Source organism: Weizmannia acidilactici (genome assembly GCF_008974185.1).
Classification (GTDB): domain Bacteria; phylum Bacillota; class Bacilli; order Bacillales; family Bacillaceae_C; genus Weizmannia; species Weizmannia acidilactici.
In genome coordinates this window covers 58,962-74,012 of sequence record NZ_BKZP01000004.1, presented here as the reverse complement: position 1 = coordinate 74,012, position 15,051 = coordinate 58,962, and the positions used below count along the sequence as shown (strand labels likewise).

Sequence of the window (15,051 nt, the reverse complement as noted above, 5' to 3'; positions counted from 1 at the left end):
TGCGCAATATCCATAGTCAATTCCTCCAATTTTATTTGTTTGAATCTTGCCAGTTTTTAAACTTGATAAATTCCTTCATCTTGATGAAATCCTCTTTTTTCATCCCCTCATCAATGACCTTCCTTAAAAGTTCGATCCACTTCTCGTCAAAAGTGTCTTCCGCCAAGTTTTTTCCGCAAGCACATCAAGCAGCAAATATTCGACCGTTGTATCAAGCGGGCGCGCGATTTTTGCGAGAAACTCAAGGGAAGGGTTATTGCGGATGTTTCGTTCAATATAACTTAAATAAGATTTCGACACGCCGGCCCGCCAGTGTGTAATCGAGTAGCAGTAGCCTTTTTTCAGGCGGAGTTCTTTTATCTTTTTCCCGATCATGGTATTCTCCTTTTTTGATAAGTCCTTAATGTTCATTATAAAAAACGATCGATTCTTTATAAAATGCCAAAATTGTACGGACGGATGAAATAATTTGAGAAAAAGAACAAAAAATGTTCTTAATTAAGAAAATACCACTTTTTTAAAGTTATACAAAATTAACGTGCTTTCGTATATTCAAGTTGTGCAGATCGTTAAAACAAACGCTGATAAAATGCACATTTTCACTGTTTTAATTATAAAAAATAGATAAAAGGAGGATGGATTTGTTCTCTAAAAAGGACTACTGGAAAATCCAGGGAGGGAACAGAAAGGGGTATAGGTGAAAAGCGGGAAATCCGGGGTGGAAAAAGCGCACCAATCGTCACAAAGCAGCACAGCGAAGCAAAACACCGAAAACGCCAAAACAGCTGTAAACAAGGCTGCTCCAGGCAAAAATAACACAGAAAAAGGGGCAGCAATGCCGGATACAAACGTGCAAACAGAATTGGTTCCTGGCAGGGGGCCGGCCTTGCTTGATTGCCGGCGCGGAAAAACACCGCCCGCCTCGGCAAATAAAGCAAAAGCAGCCGCTTTTTGCGCAACTGCCTGTGCTTTTACTTTCGCCCCATTTTCCATTTGTTATATTCGAGGAATTCCCGAAATTCTTCTTTGGATACACCGGAATGCATGGCTTCAATGACCAGCTGTTCCCACTCGGCATCAAGTTCTGTTGTTTCTTTCTCATCTATTTGGTCGTGGAGCAAGACACCGATAGACACCCCGAGCACCTGGGAAATTTTTTCGAGAAATTGAATGGATGGGTTGGTTTGGATATTCCGTTCAATGGAACTTAAATAAGATTTTGCCACGCCTGCTTTTTCAGCCAATTCAGATAAAGACAGTTCTTTTTTCAGGCGGTAGCTTTTAATTCGTTCGCCAATCATGCACGTCACCTACCTCCGTTTTATTATAGCATATAACGAAGAATATGTTTCATATCTAGAACAAAAAAATTCACAACCCCCCAAAAATCGTTCCTAAGTTCGTCAGCCTTTATGATTGCCTTTTGCTTTTTTCTTTCTTAAAAAAGAATGGAATTCGGCGACCGACAGCCCCTTGTTTTTTGCCATGCTGATGAGATGCACCCATTCCTGATCCAACTGTTTATTGGAATATTGAACATCAGGCTTCATCCTCATTCCTCCTAAAATACAATGTATTTCAGGCAGCCCAGCCGTCTTAGCCTCCGCCTTAGACCTGTGGCTTTGCGCCTCTATTTTTCAAAAAGGTTTGCTCTTTTCTGATTTCTCCAATCCTTGTATCCGAACAATCGGTTCATTATGAATATAGACATTTTTTCTATCCGTGATGGTGGAATTTGTCGAAAAATCTAAAAATTGTTATGACAAATTCATCCTTTCTTCCCCTATTATATCGGCAAAGGGTGCCATTATTTTGGGATCTGGGCAGAATGTTGGCGCAAATATTGTCGAAAACGGACGATTCAGGTGACGCTTTTTGCGCGGGGGGCATAAATAAGATGGCAAAGAATGGCGCGCATCCTTTGCCGTGCAGGGTTATCGGTGTGCGGTATAAACATTTTGCTTTGTGATTTCGCGAAGCAGGTTGAGTTCCCGTTCTGTTAAAGGCAGTGCATTCACCGCATTGGCATTGGCACGCACCTGGTCCGGGGAGCTGGCGCCGGCAACGACTGAAGCAACCGTAGGGCAGGCGAGGTCATATTGGAGGGCGAGCTCGAGCATCGTCCGTCCGCCGCCAAGCAGCGCTTCTTTGATTTTTTCAAGAAGTGTGGCGATTTCTTCGTAAGTGTAATCAAGATACCCGTCCCGGGGCACCTTTTCCATCATTTTCCCGCTTAAAATTCCTTTTGCGACCGGGCCCCTGGCGACAATGCTGATCCCGTTTTCCTCCAAAAGATCCGTGACCGTTTCTTCCGGGCGCCGGTCCAATAAGCTGTACTGCATCATCACACTTACGATTGACGATTTTTTCATGTATTCGCGGATGACATTCGGGCGGATGGAAGAAATGCCGTAATAACGGATCACGCCTTCTGCTTTTAACTCTTCAAACGCTTCAATCGTTTCTTCAATCGGGTCTTCGATCGTTCCGCCGTGGAGCTGGTACAAATCGATATAATCCGTACCGAGGCGCTTCAGGCTTTGTTTGACGGATTCTTTTATGTATGCTTTGGACGGGTCCCAATGCCAGCCTTTGCCGTCTTCATTCCAGCGGTTCCCGACTTTCGTCGCGATGACCACTTCCCCGCGCACGTTTTTGAGCGCCCCGCCTACCAATTTTTCGTTGGTGCCGTGGTCATAAAGGTCGGCCGTGTCGAAATAGTTGACGCCTTCTTCGAGCGCCGTTTCGATAATGGCGCGCGCTCTTTTCGGGTCAGTGCCGAGCGACATGCAGCCGAGACCGAGTTTTGATACATATAAATTGGAATTGCCTAAACGGTTTTTTTCCATTTTTTCCTTCCCCCTTTTTCTTTTATTGTATAAAAGCGAGAGGGAAAAACACAAACATTGGGTTTAGGAACACGTTTTTTCAATCCATTCCTCGACCGTGCTGTACTTGCGGCTGTATTTTTTCAGTTGTGCGCGGATTTCCCAAGCCTTTCCTTTCAAAATAATGCCTTTTGGATGGACAAGAATGGTCATCATTTTTCACTCCCCTGGCCGGTAACTTTTTTATGGTAAAATATATGAGTCAGTTTAGAATCAAGAACTCGAGGAGTTTGGTAACATGCATAAATACGAAGAAAAAACGTTGAAGGTGGAAGAGATTTTTAACGGGAAAATATTGCATTTGCAAGTATTGGATGTCGAGCTGTCGGACGGGAAGACATCAAAGCGCGAGGTGATCAAGCACCCTGGTGCCGTCGCTGTGCTGGCTGTCACGAAAGAAAATAAAGTTGTCATGGTCGAACAATACCGGAAAGCGGCCGAGCGCGCGCTCATCGAAATTCCGGCCGGGAAACTGGAACCGGGGGAAGATCCGCTGGAGGCGGCGATGCGTGAACTCGAGGAAGAAACCGGCTATGCGTGCGGGAAATTGGAGCCGATAACTGCTTTTTACACCTCGCCGGGTTTTGCCGATGAATGGATCCGACTTTATATGGCTACAGGCCTTGAAAAACTGGAAGAGCCGAAAGCGGGAGATGACGATGAGTTTGTCGACATTTTGGAATTCAGTCTTGATGAGGTGAAAGGGATGCTCCGGTCGGGGAAATTATGCGATGCCAAAACGATCATCGCCCTTCAGCATTGGATCCTGCTGGGGGAAAACAAATGAACAACGAGGCTTATTTTGCTGATCTGCATATCCATATCGGGCGCACGCAAATGGGCAGGCCGGTAAAAATTACGGGTGCACAAAGCCTCACGCTTGAAAATATTTTAAAAGCGGCCAAAAAACCGAAGGGGTTGGACATTGTCGGGGTGATCGACTGCCATTCACCGGAAGTAAGGGAAGAAATCAGAACGCTTATCGGTTCAGGCGGTTTAGCCCCGTTAAAAGGCGGCGGGCTTTTGTACCAGGGGAAAGTCACACTGATCCCGGGTGTTGAAATTGAAGTTTATGATGAAAATTGCCTGGGGCCGGTCCATGTGCTCGCCTATTTTCCGGAATTGGCAGCACTTGATGCGTTTTCCGGATGGTATGCGGCGCGTGTTGCCAATCCGCATTTAAGCACGCAGCGGATCCGCGCGGGGGCAAAAGAGCTGCAGCAAAAAGTGAAGGCGCTGGATGGAATGTTTATTCCCGCCCATGTGTTTACCCCTTTTAAAAGCTTGTACGGAAAAGGGGTGGAACGGTCGCTCGAAGAAGTGCTTGACCCGGATTTGATTGATGCCGTAGAACTCGGGTTAAGTTCCGATACTGATATGGCGGACCGGATCGGGGAGCTGCACCGCTATCCATTTGTGACGAATTCGGATGCGCACTCGCTTGCAAAAATCGCGAGGGAATACCAAATGGTGGCACTTGAGTCTCCGTCATTCAATGCTCTTTTAAAGGCGTTCCGGAATGAGGGGGGGAACCGGATCATCGCAAATTACGGGTTAAACCCGAAACTCGGGAAGTATTACACAACGACGTGCGCTAAATGCCGCCAGCCTGTTTCAAGTGGAATTTGCCCGCATTGCGGGTCCCCGTTAAAAACGAAAGGCGTTTCCGGACGGATTGAAGAATTGGCGGATGCCCAACCGCTTAACACGCGCCCGCCTTATATCCACCAGGTGCCGCTTGAGTTTTTGCCAGGTCTCGGACCGAAAACGATGGCAAAACTACTGGACCATTTCGGGACGGAGATGGATATTTTGCACCGCGTACCGGAGGAGGCGCTTCGTGAAGTCGTTAACCTGAGTCTTTCGGATCTGATCGTAAAAGCACGGGCAGGAATGCTGGCGCTTGACTCGGGCGGCGGCGGAAAATACGGAAAGGTGAAGCAGAAAAAGCCCCGGTAGATCGTTTCCTCCATCTCCTGCATAAACGTTCCCCTCCTTTCATAGATTGATAGCAAGAGCCAACTCGCTTTCAGGAGGGGAAAGCAATGCGGAAACAAAATGTGCTACAAAATCCGATCAGCCGCCATATCAGGGAAAATTCCTCTATTTATTCGTTTGTCATCGTGCTGTTTTTGATGGGCGTGATCTTTGGCGCCGTCATTGTCAACAGCCTGTCCATCGCCCAGAAAGAAGATTTGTTTTTCTATTTGAAGCAATTTTTCGGACAAGTGTCGACCGGCAAAGTCGCTGCGCCGGAAGATTTATTCCGTTCGAGTTTTTTGCACAATATCAAATTTCTCGGGCTGATTTGGGTGCTCGGCATTTCGATCATCGGCCTGCCGCTCATTCTCATTCTTCTTTTTTTAAAGGGACTTGTTGTCGGTTTTTCGATCGGCTTTCTCGTGAACCAAATGAGGTGGGGCGGGTTTTTGCTCGCATTTGTCACCGTCCTCCCGCAAAATCTGCTCATTATTCCGATGTTTATTTTTACGTCCGTGATCGCGGTTATGTTTTCCTTAAACCTGATCCGTAAAATTTTCATCAAACAATCAGCCCATTATGCGTTTTTCCATTTATTTATCAAATATTGCGGGGCACTTGCCGCGGCATTCATTGCCGTATTGCTGGCGGCTTGCGTGGAAGCGTACATTTCCCCGCAGCTTATGCAGTCTGTTATGAAGATTATTAATTAATAATTAATATTAAAAAATAACCATTATTTTTTACAGTTTATAATCATTTCATTTTGACTATTTCCCTTAATCTGCTATAATATCATAGACAGCGGCGAGGGGGAGGAATAATGGAAGAAGCTCGTATTGATAGAATTAAAAAGCAATTACATTCAGCCAGTTACAAGCTGACGCCGCAGCGAGAGGCGACCGTGCGCGTTTTGCTTGAACATGAAACGGACCATTTGAGTGCGGAAGATGTGTACCTCCTTGTAAAAGAAAAATCCCCTGAGATCGGTCTCGCCACCGTTTATCGTACTTTGGAACTGCTGTCCGAACTGAAAGTGGTGGACAAAATCAATTTCGGCGACGGGGTATACCGCTATGACCTCAGGCAGGAAGGCGCCGCACATTTTCATCATCACCTTGTGTGCATCGAATGCGGCGCGGTGGACGAAATACAGGAAGATTTATTGGAAAATGTAGAAAAAGTTGTGGAAAGCCGCTGGCATTTTATCATTAAAGACCACCGCCTGACATTTCACGGCATCTGCTACAGGTGCCAGCAAAAAGAAAAGGGAAAGAAAGACGGGACAAAAGAAGAATGACCAGGCCTTTTCGCGCGGACGAAAAGGTTTTTGTTATAATATGCGTTTTTGGCTACCTCAGAAATTTTTACATACAACATGTATAATTCGGCAAAAGTCTGTCATAGCTTGTATTAAAAGTGATTCAGAAAGGCGGACGAAACATGCCGTGGCTGAAAATGTTGCTCCATGCGCTGAAAATCTTCATTCTGTTTTTATGCTGCACGTTGCTTTTTTACTTTACGCTGCTGTGGGTTAATCAGGAATATGAAAACTACCACCGCTATGAAAAACCAAAAGGGGCGGCCGTTAAGGTAAGCGCGGCCGCGAAGGATGAGCCGGCGTGGGTACAACGCCTGTTGCTCTTTTATATGGATGGGGAGTAATCGGAATGGAAGACCAATTAAAAGATTTTATGCATTTTATGGTTGTTGAAAAAGGGCTGGCCAAGAATACGGTTGCATCGTATGAACGCGATTTGCGCAGCTATCTCCGTTATTTGCAAAAGGTGGAGCTGCTCGCGTCCTGGAATGAAGTGACGCGGTTCCATATCATGCATTTTTTGAACTTTTTAAAACAGCAGGGGAAATCATCGAAGACGCTCGCAAGGCATGTCGCCTCGATCCGGTCTTTCCACCAGTTTCTGCTGAGGGAAAGGGCGGCGGACCATGACCCGACCGTCCATATTGAAACTCCCCGGGCCGAGCGCACTTTGCCGAAAGTATTAAGCATCCAGGAAGTCGAAGCGCTGCTTGCCGCGCCGAAAGGGGATACGCCGCTCCATATGCGTGACCAGGCGATGCTTGAGCTGCTGTATGCAACCGGCATGCGTGTCAGTGAACTGATCGGGCTAAATCTCGATGACCTCCATTTGTCGATGGGCTTTTTGAAATGCATCGGAAAAGGGGACAAGGAAAGGATTATCCCGGTCGGGCGTACAGCAACTGCGGCGCTTGAACGGTATTTAAAAGACGGGCGACCGAAATTAGTGTCCAAAACGGAAAAAACGGATGCGCTGTTTTTGAACCACCACGGCAGCCGGCTGACGCGGCAGGGGTTTTGGAAAATTTTAAAAGCGCTCGCCAAAAAAGCAAATATTGAAAAAGACATTACGCCGCATACGCTCAGGCATTCGTTTGCTACCCATCTGATCGAAAACGGCGCTGATTTGCGGGCGGTGCAAGAAATGCTCGGGCATGCTGATATTTCGACAACGCAAATTTATACCCACGTCTCGAAAACAAGATTAAAAGATGTCTATGCCAAATTCCATCCAAGGGCCTGATGCTTCTCCCTCTTTGCATTCCACGGGGCAGGTTGAAGCATCCGGCCCTTTCTTGTACTTTTGTGGCAGATTTTAGTAAAATAATAATTATGATCACATTCACGGCAGATAGACGGCTGCCGCAAAGCTTGAGGAGGCAATGAAATGAAAGAGAGCGGATTCAAAAGGGTGCATCTCATTGTAATGGATTCCGTCGGGATCGGGGAAGCGCCCGATGCTGATAAATTTAATGATAAGGGCGCGGATACGCTCGGCCATATCGCGGAAAGAATGAACGGGCTCCATATGCCGAATATGGCAAGACTTGGGCTGTCCAATATCCACGAAATTAAAGGCATAAAGCCGGCGGAAAAGCCGCTAGCGTATTACACGAAAATGCAAGAAGCGTCAAACGGAAAAGATACGATGACGGGCCACTGGGAAATCATGGGTTTGAATATAAAGGAGCCTTTCCGGACATTCCCGGACGGTTTTCCACCCGAACTGATCTCCCTTTTGGAAGAAAAAACAGGCCGCAAAGTGATCGGCAACAAGCCGGCGAGCGGGACGGCGATTATCGAAGAACTCGGGGAAGAGCATATGAAAACCGGCGCTTTAATCGTTTATACATCCGCCGATCCCGTTTTGCAGATTGCCGCGCACGAAGAAGTAGTGCCGCTTGAAGAATTATATCAAATCTGCAAAATCGCCCGCGAAATTACGCTTGCGGACGAGTACAAAGTCGGACGTGTGATCGCGCGCCCATTTGTCGGCAAGCCGGGAAGTTTTAAACGGACGGCAAACCGCCATGACTACGCGCTTAAGCCTTTCGGGCGGACGGTCATGAACGAATTGAAAGACAGCGGGTTTGACGTCGTTGCGCTCGGTAAAATCTCGGATATTTACGACGGGGAAGGCGTAACGGAAGCGATCCGCACCGTCTCCAATATGGACGGGATGGACAAATTCATCGCAACGTTTGATAAAGATTTTATCGGGTTAAGCTTTTTGAATTTGGTCGACTTTGATGCTTTGTACGGCCACCGCCGCGACCCGGAAGGATACGGGAAAGCGCTGGAGGAATTCGATGCGCGCCTCCCGGAAGTTTTTGCCAAAATGAAAGATGGTGACTTGCTGATTATTACTGCTGACCACGGCAATGACCCGGTCCACCATGGCACGGACCATACGCGCGAATATGTGCCCCTGTTGGTGTATGCCAAACGTTTTCAAGTTGGCAAGGCACTGCCGGTCAGGAGAACGTTCGCGGATATCGGCGCAACGGTGGCGGATAATTTTGGCGTCAAAATGCCTGAATACGGTACAAGCTTTTTGGCGGATTTAAAATAGGAGGATTTGAAATGGATTACGGACAGGTAAAAGAAGCAGCCGCATTTTTGCAAAATAAGTATACAGGGAGGCCGAAAATCGGGCTGATCCTCGGTTCCGGGCTCGGCATCCTCGGCGAAGAAATCAAACAGTCGGTGCGGGTGCCGTACAAAGAAATCCCGCATTTTCCCGTGTCGACGGTAGCGGGGCATGCCGGCCAGCTTGTTTTCGGTTTTTTAAGCGGAAAAGAAGTCGTCGCGATGCAGGGCCGTTTCCATTACTATGAAGGCTATCAGATGGGCCAGGTGGCGTTCCCGGTGCGGGTGATGAAAGAACTCGGCGTGGAAGTGCTGATCGTGACAAACGCGGCAGGCGGGGTGAATGAAAAATTAAAACCTGGCCAGCTGATGCTCATTTCCGACCATATCAATTTGATGGGCACGAACCCATTGATCGGACCGAATGACGCGGAATTCGGCGTGCGTTTTCCGGACATGTCCGCCGCGTATGATCCGGAATTGCGCCAATTGGCAAAACAAATCGCAGACGAGCTGCAAATCGATGTGCAGGAAGGCGTTTATGCGGCGTTTACAGGCCCTTCATACGAAACGCCCGCCGAAATCCGCATGGTGCGCGCAATCGGCGGCGATGCGGTTGGCATGTCAACAGTGCCGGAAGTGATCACAGCGCGCCATGCCGGATTGAAAGTACTGGGCATTTCCTGTATTACGAATATGGCAGCGGGGATCCTTGATGTGCCTTTGAACCACGAAGAAGTGGTGAAAACGGCAAACCGGGTCCGGGAAGATTTCCTTTCGTACGTAAAAGAAATCACCGGTCGTTTGAAAGTAGGGCAGCCAAATGAGAATGGTTGATTTGATTGAAAAAAAGCGTGATGGATATGAATTGGCAACAGAAGAAATCCAATTTATCATCCGCGGTTATACGGACGGTACAATTCCGGATTACCAGATGAGTGCTTTCGCCATGGCCGTCCTTTTCCGCGGGATGACGGAAAGGGAACGGGCCGATTTGACAATGGCGATGGTGCACTCCGGCGATATGATTGATTTATCGGCCATTGAAGGGATTAAAGTCGATAAGCACTCAACCGGCGGCGTCGGCGATACGACTACGCTCGTGCTCGCGCCGCTTGTTGCGTCAGCAGGCGTCCCGGTTGCTAAAATGAGCGGGCGCGGACTCGGCCATACGGGCGGCACTATTGACAAGCTCGAATCGGTACCGGGTTTTCATGTCGAAATTTCAAATGAGGAATTTATCCGGCTTGTCAACGAGAATAAACTTTCCGTCATCGGCCAAAGCGGCGATTTAACGCCTGCCGACAAGAAACTGTATGCATTGAGGGATGTCACAGGCACGGTCGACAGCATCCCACTGATCGCCAGTTCAATCATGAGCAAAAAAATCGCGGCCGGGGCGGATGCGATCTGCCTCGATGTGAAAACGGGCGCGGGCGCATTTATGAAAACGCTCGAGGATGCCCGCGAACTAGCGCGTGCGATGGTTTCGATCGGCAGGCACACCGGCAGAAAAACGATTGCCGTGATCAGCGATATGAGCCAGCCGCTCGGGTATGCAGTCGGCAATGCCCTTGAAGTAAAGGAAGCGGTCGATACGCTGAAAGGGAAAGGCCCCGAAGATTTGCGCGAACTCTGCCTTGTACTCGGGAGCCATATGGTCGTTTTGGCGCAAAAAGCAGGCTCCTTAAAAGAGGCGCGCGCGATGCTCGAAGCTTCGATTGCCTCCGGTAATGCGCTTGAAAAATTTAAAGTGTTCCTCAAGTCACAGGGAGGGGATGTATCCGTTGCGGACCATCCGGAAAAACTGCCGCAGGCCAAATTCCAAATCGATCTTCCTGCGTTAGAGAGCGGATATATCTCCGGCATTACGGCGGATGAAGTCGGCCTTGCCGCCATGATGCTCGGCGCCGGCAGGGCTACAAAAGAGTCAAAAATTGATCTTTCGGTCGGGATCGTCCTCCATAAAAAAGTGGGCGACCCTGTTAAAAAAGGGGAATCGCTTCTCACCATCCATGCCAATCAAGAAGACATTGCGGAAGTGAAAGAGAAACTTTACAAACATATCCGGATCTCAAAGGAAAAAACGGCCCCTCCCCGCCTCATATGGGAAGAAATCGAAGAATAACCTGATTCCCACCCGGCATACGCCGGGTTTTTTTATCGCGTGTGAAAAAATCAGTATAAAAATGGCGGAACTGGAAAAAATGGTTCTATGCATACGTATTTAAAATCTCCGCCCGGTTCGGGGGTTTTGCACTGGAGTTTCACATTTTACAAGATGGAGGGTCATCATGAAGAAAATCACAAGTTTGCTCGCCTGTCTGATACTTGCCGCCGCCGCCCTGGGCCCGCGCGCTTTTGCGGCCGAAACGAAAAATGAACTGGCCCCGGATGCCAAATCCGCCATTTTGATCGAGCGTGACACGGGAACAGTTTTATACAGCAAAAACAGCCATGAAGAACTGCCGCCCGCATCCATGACAAAAATTATGACCATGCTTTTGATTATGGAAGCGCTTGATAAGGGCGAAATTAAAATGAATGAAAAAGTGCGGGCGAGCGAATATGCGGCCTCCATGGGCGGATCGCAAATCTTCCTTGAGCCCGGCGAAGAAATGACAGTGGAACAAATGCTGAAAGGCATTGCCATCGGTTCGGCAAATGACGCTGCCGTTGCGATGGCGGAAAGGATTGCCGGAAGTGAAGAAGCTTTTGTCGACCGCATGAACGAACGGGCAAAAGCGCTCGGCCTGAAAAACACGCATTTCGAAAATGTAACGGGGTTGCCTGTAAAAGGCCATTACAGCTCGGCATATGACATGGCCATGATGGCGAAGGAACTGCTGAAGCATGAAGAGATTACAGAATTTACCGGGAAGTACGAAGATTATTTAAGGGAAGGCACGGATAAAAAGTTTTGGCTTGTCAATACGAATAAGCTTGTCCGGTACTATCCCGGCGTTGACGGCCTAAAAACCGGCTTTACGAGTGAAGCGAAATTCTGCCTGACCGCGACGGCCAAAAAGAACGGCATGCGCGTCATCGCCGTCATTTTCGGCGCGCCGTCGACAAAAGAACGGAACGCGCAAGTCTCAAAAATGCTCGACTATGCATACAGCCAGTATACCTCACATCCGTTATACAAAAAAGGGGCGGTACTTGCTGAAGCGAAAGTCAGCAAAGGCGATGTGAGGCACATCCGCGCCGTGACAAGCGAGCCTGTATCGGTGCTGACGAAAAAAGGCGTGAAACTGTCAAATATCAAGAAAACGGTTAAATTGAACGGGCATTTGCAGGCCCCTCTGGAAAAAGGGCAGCCGGTCGGGACGCTCTCGGTCAGCCAGGGCGGAAAAATGCTGGCAAAAACAACGCTTGTCGCGGAAAAAAGCGTCAAGCGCGCAAGCTGGTGGCAGCTATTCAAACGCGCTGCCGGGATGTTTGCCCAGAATGACTGATGTCGAATGAAATGCAAAAAATGTTTTTTTCTTGCTTCTTTTGTCGGCAGGAAGGAAAAACGGGCAGGAAGGTCGAAATGACTCACTATTAACAGCGAAGGAGGCTTTTAATCGTGAGTCTGGCGATTGACCTGGAAGTGAAAAAAGATGTTTTATGCATCCGGCTGCAGGGGGAATTGGACCACCACACCGCCGAAGCTTTGCGCGGGAGCGTGACGAAAGCAATTGATGAAAACGGCATCCGCCATCTTGTTTTAAATTTGGAGCAGCTTACCTTTATGGATAGCTCGGGTTTGGGCGTGATATTGGGGCGGTACAAACAGATCAAACAGAAAAACGGGGAGATGATCGTCTGCGCCATTTCCCCGCCAGTAAAACGGCTGTTTGAACTGTCCGGTTTGTTTAAAATTATCCGTCTTGACGAATCCGAACAATACGCGCTGCACAGATTGGGGGTTGCCTGAATGAAAAACAAAATGCAATTGCAATTTTCCGCGCTCAGCCAAAACGAATCTTTTGCCCGTGTGACGGTTGCCGCTTTTGTGGCGCAGCTTGACCCGACGCTTGAGGAACTGACCGAAATCAAAACGGTCGTGTCGGAAGCAGTGACGAATGCGATTATCCACGGGTATGAAGGCGATCCGGACGGGATTGTCTATTTGTCGGCGGCCATCGAGGATAACGGGACGGTTGAACTTGTGATCCGCGATGAAGGGAAAGGGATAGAAGATATTGAAGAAGCCAGGCAGCCGCTATTTACGACAAAGCCCGAACTGGAAAGGTCCGGCATGGGCTTTACGATCATGGAAAATTTTATGGACGATGTAGAAATCCAGTCGCAGCCAGAATTAGGCACCGTTGTTCGTCTAAAAAAGCATTTGGCCCTGAAAAACGCCTTATGCAATTAAGGAGTCGTGCCGATGGATGTAGAACTGAAGAAGGGCAAAAAACAGGCCCAGCTGAAAGATGAGGAAGTGAAAGACTTAATCAGGCGGAGCCAGGACGGGGACCAGGCCGCGCGCGACCTGATTGTCGAAAAAAATATGCGCCTTGTCTGGTCGGTTGTCCAGCGTTTTTTAAACCGCGGGTACGAGCCGGATGACCTGTTTCAGATCGGCTGCATCGGACTGTTGAAATCCGTTGACAAATTTGATTTAACTTATGATGTGAAATTTTCAACGTACGCGGTTCCAATGATCATCGGGGAAATTCAGCGGTTTTTGCGGGATGACGGGACGGTAAAGGTAAGCCGCTCGCTGAAAGAGATGGGCAACCGCATCCGCAAAGCGCGCGATGAACTGACGAAAAAGCTCGGCAGATCGCCGACGGTCCATGAAATATCGGAAGTGCTGGACATCCCGGTTGAAGATGTTGTGATGGCGCAGGAAGCAAACAAATCCCCATCCTCGATCCACGAAACGGTTTACGAAAACGACGGCGACCCGATTACGCTATTGGACCAAATCGCGGATCAGAACGACCAGAAATGGTTTGATAAAATTGCGCTGCAGGAAGTGATCAGGGGATTGGAGGAGCGGGAAAGGCTGATCGTCTACCTCCGCTATTACAAGGATCAGACGCAGTCGGAAGTGGCGGAGCGGCTCGGCATTTCCCAAGTCCAGGTTTCCCGCCTTGAAAAGAAAATATTGGAAGTTATGAAAGAGCGCATGGAGATGTAAAGCTGTGCGCTTTTTTGCATTCCCGGTTTGATGCATGAAAACCTCCCAATATCACATACTACAAGTAACCAGTAACAAGCAGGGGGTGAATGCAATGGATGAAACGGTTTATTTACGGCTGCGCCACCGCATCCGCGTGAATCCGGGAAGCTCGGTTTTGTTGTCCCATATTGCCCAGATCATCGCCCCCGGGCATTTGGAGGAAATCCTCCCCCGGATCCCCATTCATCAGATTACGGAAGAAGATCGGGATACTGTTGTAGTGGACATGATGCAAATCATTTCCTGTATCCGGCACTATGCCCCTTCGGCTGCCATTTCCCAGATCGGCCCGTCGGAGGCGATCATTGAAGTGGCGATAAAGAAAAGGAATCTACCGGTATTGTTTTTTATTTTGATTTGGATTTTGCTGTTTTTGGGCTCCGCGCTCGCCATTATCAATTTTCACGAAGATGTCGGCATGCAGGCGGCCCAGGAAAAAATCTATTATCTCATCACCGGCATCCATGATGACACGCCGCTCGTTTTTCAAATCCCTTATTCACTCGGGCTTGGGGCGGGAATGGTCATTTTTTTCAACCATGTGTTTAAAAAAAGATTCAACGAAGAACCGAGCCCGCTCGAAGTGGAAATTTTCAACTACCAGCAGGACATCGACCAGTACATCCTGCTGAATGAAAACAAGGAGAGCATTAAACATTTTGACCATCGTTAAAGAGATGTTTGCCGCCTTTTGCGGACTTGGCGGTGGGCTTGTCGCCGGCTGCGGTTACGTGGCATTTTTAACCGTGCTCGGCATCGTGCCGCGGCTTGTGCAGCTGTCGAAAACCGCAAAATTTATCCAATATTATGAGTGGGCGGTGGTGCTCGGGGTGCTGTCCGGCACATGGTGGGGGCTCGGGGATGCCGGCGGGAGACTCCCTTTGTTTGTTGCGGCGCCGGCCGGGCTTTTTTGCGGCGTGTTTGTAGGCATGCTTGCCGCCGCGTTGACGGAAGTGATCAATGTTATCCCGATTTTTTCGAAAAGAATCGGGATGGACCGGCGACTGATCAGCGCGTTAATGGCCATTGTCATCGGCAAAGTGGCCGGTTCTTTATTCCAATGGCTCTATTTTGTATACCATTAAGAAAGGAAA

Annotated in this window: 20 protein-coding genes and 1 riboswitch; of the genes, 15 read left to right on the top strand and 5 right to left on the bottom strand. The window is 48.6% G+C overall.

What is annotated here, in order from left to right:
• Positions 1-123: 123 nt before the first annotated feature.
• The 5 genes from BpJC4_RS02850 to mciZ form a co-directional block, all read right to left on the bottom strand.
• Positions 124-375: a helix-turn-helix domain-containing protein gene (locus tag BpJC4_RS02850; protein WP_253693353.1), complete on the bottom strand. Its 252-nt coding sequence runs from the start codon at positions 373-375 to the stop codon at positions 124-126.
• A gap of 596 nt (positions 376-971) precedes the next feature.
• Complete coding sequence (locus BpJC4_RS02845; protein ID WP_151679525.1) at positions 972-1,301, bottom strand: helix-turn-helix domain-containing protein; 330 nt, start codon at positions 1,299-1,301, stop codon at positions 972-974.
• 102 nt (positions 1,302-1,403) lie between these two features.
• Entirely contained in the window at positions 1,404-1,550 is a 147-nt protein-coding gene (locus BpJC4_RS02840; protein WP_151679524.1) for an anti-repressor SinI family protein, read from the bottom strand.
• A gap of 28 nt (positions 1,551-1,578) precedes the next feature.
• Positions 1,579-1,662: riboswitch (cyclic di-GMP riboswitch) on the bottom strand.
• A gap of 272 nt (positions 1,663-1,934) precedes the next feature.
• Positions 1,935-2,849 (bottom strand): aldo/keto reductase, encoded by a 915-nt coding sequence (locus BpJC4_RS02835; protein WP_151679523.1) that lies wholly within the window; start codon positions 2,847-2,849, stop codon positions 1,935-1,937.
• A 63-nt stretch (positions 2,850-2,912) separates the two neighbouring features.
• Positions 2,913-3,041: a Z-ring formation inhibitor MciZ gene (mciZ, locus tag BpJC4_RS02830; protein ID WP_151679581.1), complete on the bottom strand. Its 129-nt coding sequence runs from the start codon at positions 3,039-3,041 to the stop codon at positions 2,913-2,915.
• An 85-nt stretch (positions 3,042-3,126) separates the two neighbouring features.
• On the opposite strand from mciZ, the gene BpJC4_RS02825 reads away from it, so the two are divergent.
• From BpJC4_RS02825 to BpJC4_RS02755, 15 genes are all read left to right on the top strand, one after another.
• Positions 3,127-3,675, top strand: a complete 549-nt coding sequence (locus BpJC4_RS02825) for an NUDIX hydrolase (RefSeq protein WP_151679522.1) — start codon at positions 3,127-3,129, stop codon at positions 3,673-3,675.
• Positions 3,672-4,847: an endonuclease Q family protein gene (locus tag BpJC4_RS02820; protein ID WP_151679521.1), complete on the top strand. Its 1,176-nt coding sequence runs from the start codon at positions 3,672-3,674 to the stop codon at positions 4,845-4,847. Before BpJC4_RS02825 ends, BpJC4_RS02820 begins: the two co-directional genes overlap by 4 nt.
• Positions 4,848-4,933: 86 nt before the next feature.
• Positions 4,934-5,581, top strand: coding sequence for a stage II sporulation protein M (spoIIM, locus tag BpJC4_RS02815; protein WP_151697505.1), 648 nt, complete (start codon positions 4,934-4,936; stop codon positions 5,579-5,581).
• Between the two features lie 110 nt (positions 5,582-5,691).
• Positions 5,692-6,168 (top strand): ferric iron uptake transcriptional regulator, encoded by a 477-nt coding sequence (gene fur, locus BpJC4_RS02810; RefSeq protein ID WP_151679519.1) that lies wholly within the window; start codon positions 5,692-5,694, stop codon positions 6,166-6,168.
• 143 nt (positions 6,169-6,311) lie between these two features.
• Complete coding sequence (locus tag BpJC4_RS02805; RefSeq protein WP_151697504.1) at positions 6,312-6,533, top strand: DUF4227 family protein; 222 nt, start codon at positions 6,312-6,314, stop codon at positions 6,531-6,533.
• A 5-nt stretch (positions 6,534-6,538) separates the two neighbouring features.
• Positions 6,539-7,432: a site-specific tyrosine recombinase XerD gene (xerD, locus tag BpJC4_RS02800; RefSeq protein ID WP_151697503.1), complete on the top strand. Its 894-nt coding sequence runs from the start codon at positions 6,539-6,541 to the stop codon at positions 7,430-7,432.
• 144 nt (positions 7,433-7,576) lie between these two features.
• Positions 7,577-8,761, top strand: coding sequence for a phosphopentomutase (gene deoB / locus BpJC4_RS02795; protein WP_151679516.1), 1,185 nt, complete (start codon positions 7,577-7,579; stop codon positions 8,759-8,761).
• A gap of 11 nt (positions 8,762-8,772) precedes the next feature.
• Entirely contained in the window at positions 8,773-9,615 is an 843-nt protein-coding gene (locus tag BpJC4_RS02790; protein WP_151679515.1) for a purine-nucleoside phosphorylase, read from the top strand.
• Complete coding sequence (locus BpJC4_RS02785) at positions 9,602-10,906, top strand: pyrimidine-nucleoside phosphorylase (RefSeq protein ID WP_151679514.1); 1,305 nt, start codon at positions 9,602-9,604, stop codon at positions 10,904-10,906. Before BpJC4_RS02790 ends, BpJC4_RS02785 begins: the two co-directional genes overlap by 14 nt.
• A 166-nt stretch (positions 10,907-11,072) precedes the next feature.
• Positions 11,073-12,236, top strand: coding sequence for a D-alanyl-D-alanine carboxypeptidase family protein (locus BpJC4_RS02780; protein ID WP_151679513.1), 1,164 nt, complete (start codon positions 11,073-11,075; stop codon positions 12,234-12,236).
• Positions 12,237-12,349: 113 nt separating this feature from the next.
• Positions 12,350-12,700, top strand: coding sequence for an anti-sigma F factor antagonist (gene spoIIAA, locus BpJC4_RS02775; RefSeq protein WP_151679512.1), 351 nt, complete (start codon positions 12,350-12,352; stop codon positions 12,698-12,700).
• Positions 12,701-13,144, top strand: a complete 444-nt coding sequence (gene spoIIAB, locus BpJC4_RS02770; protein ID WP_151679511.1) for an anti-sigma F factor — start codon at positions 12,701-12,703, stop codon at positions 13,142-13,144. It begins immediately after the preceding gene.
• A 12-nt stretch (positions 13,145-13,156) separates the two neighbouring features.
• Entirely contained in the window at positions 13,157-13,915 is a 759-nt protein-coding gene (sigF, locus tag BpJC4_RS02765) for an RNA polymerase sporulation sigma factor SigF (RefSeq protein WP_151697502.1), read from the top strand.
• A 94-nt stretch (positions 13,916-14,009) separates the two neighbouring features.
• Complete coding sequence (locus BpJC4_RS02760) at positions 14,010-14,630, top strand: stage V sporulation protein AA (RefSeq protein ID WP_151679509.1); 621 nt, start codon at positions 14,010-14,012, stop codon at positions 14,628-14,630.
• Entirely contained in the window at positions 14,590-15,042 is a 453-nt protein-coding gene (locus tag BpJC4_RS02755; RefSeq protein ID WP_172967435.1) for a stage V sporulation protein AB, read from the top strand. The genes BpJC4_RS02760 and BpJC4_RS02755 overlap by 41 nt, the downstream gene beginning before the upstream one ends.
• Positions 15,043-15,051 lie beyond the last annotated feature (9 nt).

Coding starts and splice junctions, on each gene's coding strand:
- BpJC4_RS02850 (WP_253693353.1), bottom strand. CDS start 375: ATGATCGGGAAAAAGATAAAAGAACTCCGCCTGAAAAAAGGCTACTGC.
- BpJC4_RS02845 (WP_151679525.1), bottom strand. CDS start 1,301: ATGATTGGCGAACGAATTAAAAGCTACCGCCTGAAAAAAGAACTGTCT.
- BpJC4_RS02840 (WP_151679524.1), bottom strand. CDS start 1,550: ATGAAGCCTGATGTTCAATATTCCAATAAACAGTTGGATCAGGAATGG.
- BpJC4_RS02835 (WP_151679523.1), bottom strand. CDS start 2,849: ATGGAAAAAAACCGTTTAGGCAATTCCAATTTATATGTATCAAAACTC.
- mciZ (WP_151679581.1), bottom strand. CDS start 3,041: ATGACCATTCTTGTCCATCCAAAAGGCATTATTTTGAAAGGAAAGGCT.
- BpJC4_RS02825 (WP_151679522.1), top strand. CDS start 3,127: ATGCATAAATACGAAGAAAAAACGTTGAAGGTGGAAGAGATTTTTAAC.
- BpJC4_RS02820 (WP_151679521.1), top strand. CDS start 3,672: ATGAACAACGAGGCTTATTTTGCTGATCTGCATATCCATATCGGGCGC.
- spoIIM (WP_151697505.1), top strand. CDS start 4,934: ATGCGGAAACAAAATGTGCTACAAAATCCGATCAGCCGCCATATCAGG.
- fur (WP_151679519.1), top strand. CDS start 5,692: ATGGAAGAAGCTCGTATTGATAGAATTAAAAAGCAATTACATTCAGCC.
- BpJC4_RS02805 (WP_151697504.1), top strand. CDS start 6,312: ATGCCGTGGCTGAAAATGTTGCTCCATGCGCTGAAAATCTTCATTCTG.
- xerD (WP_151697503.1), top strand. CDS start 6,539: ATGGAAGACCAATTAAAAGATTTTATGCATTTTATGGTTGTTGAAAAA.
- deoB (WP_151679516.1), top strand. CDS start 7,577: ATGAAAGAGAGCGGATTCAAAAGGGTGCATCTCATTGTAATGGATTCC.
- BpJC4_RS02790 (WP_151679515.1), top strand. CDS start 8,773: ATGGATTACGGACAGGTAAAAGAAGCAGCCGCATTTTTGCAAAATAAG.
- BpJC4_RS02785 (WP_151679514.1), top strand. CDS start 9,602: ATGAGAATGGTTGATTTGATTGAAAAAAAGCGTGATGGATATGAATTG.
- BpJC4_RS02780 (WP_151679513.1), top strand. CDS start 11,073: ATGAAGAAAATCACAAGTTTGCTCGCCTGTCTGATACTTGCCGCCGCC.
- spoIIAB (WP_151679511.1), top strand. CDS start 12,701: ATGAAAAACAAAATGCAATTGCAATTTTCCGCGCTCAGCCAAAACGAA.
- sigF (WP_151697502.1), top strand. CDS start 13,157: ATGGATGTAGAACTGAAGAAGGGCAAAAAACAGGCCCAGCTGAAAGAT.
- BpJC4_RS02760 (WP_151679509.1), top strand. CDS start 14,010: ATGGATGAAACGGTTTATTTACGGCTGCGCCACCGCATCCGCGTGAAT.
- BpJC4_RS02755 (WP_172967435.1), top strand. CDS start 14,590: ATGAAAACAAGGAGAGCATTAAACATTTTGACCATCGTTAAAGAGATG.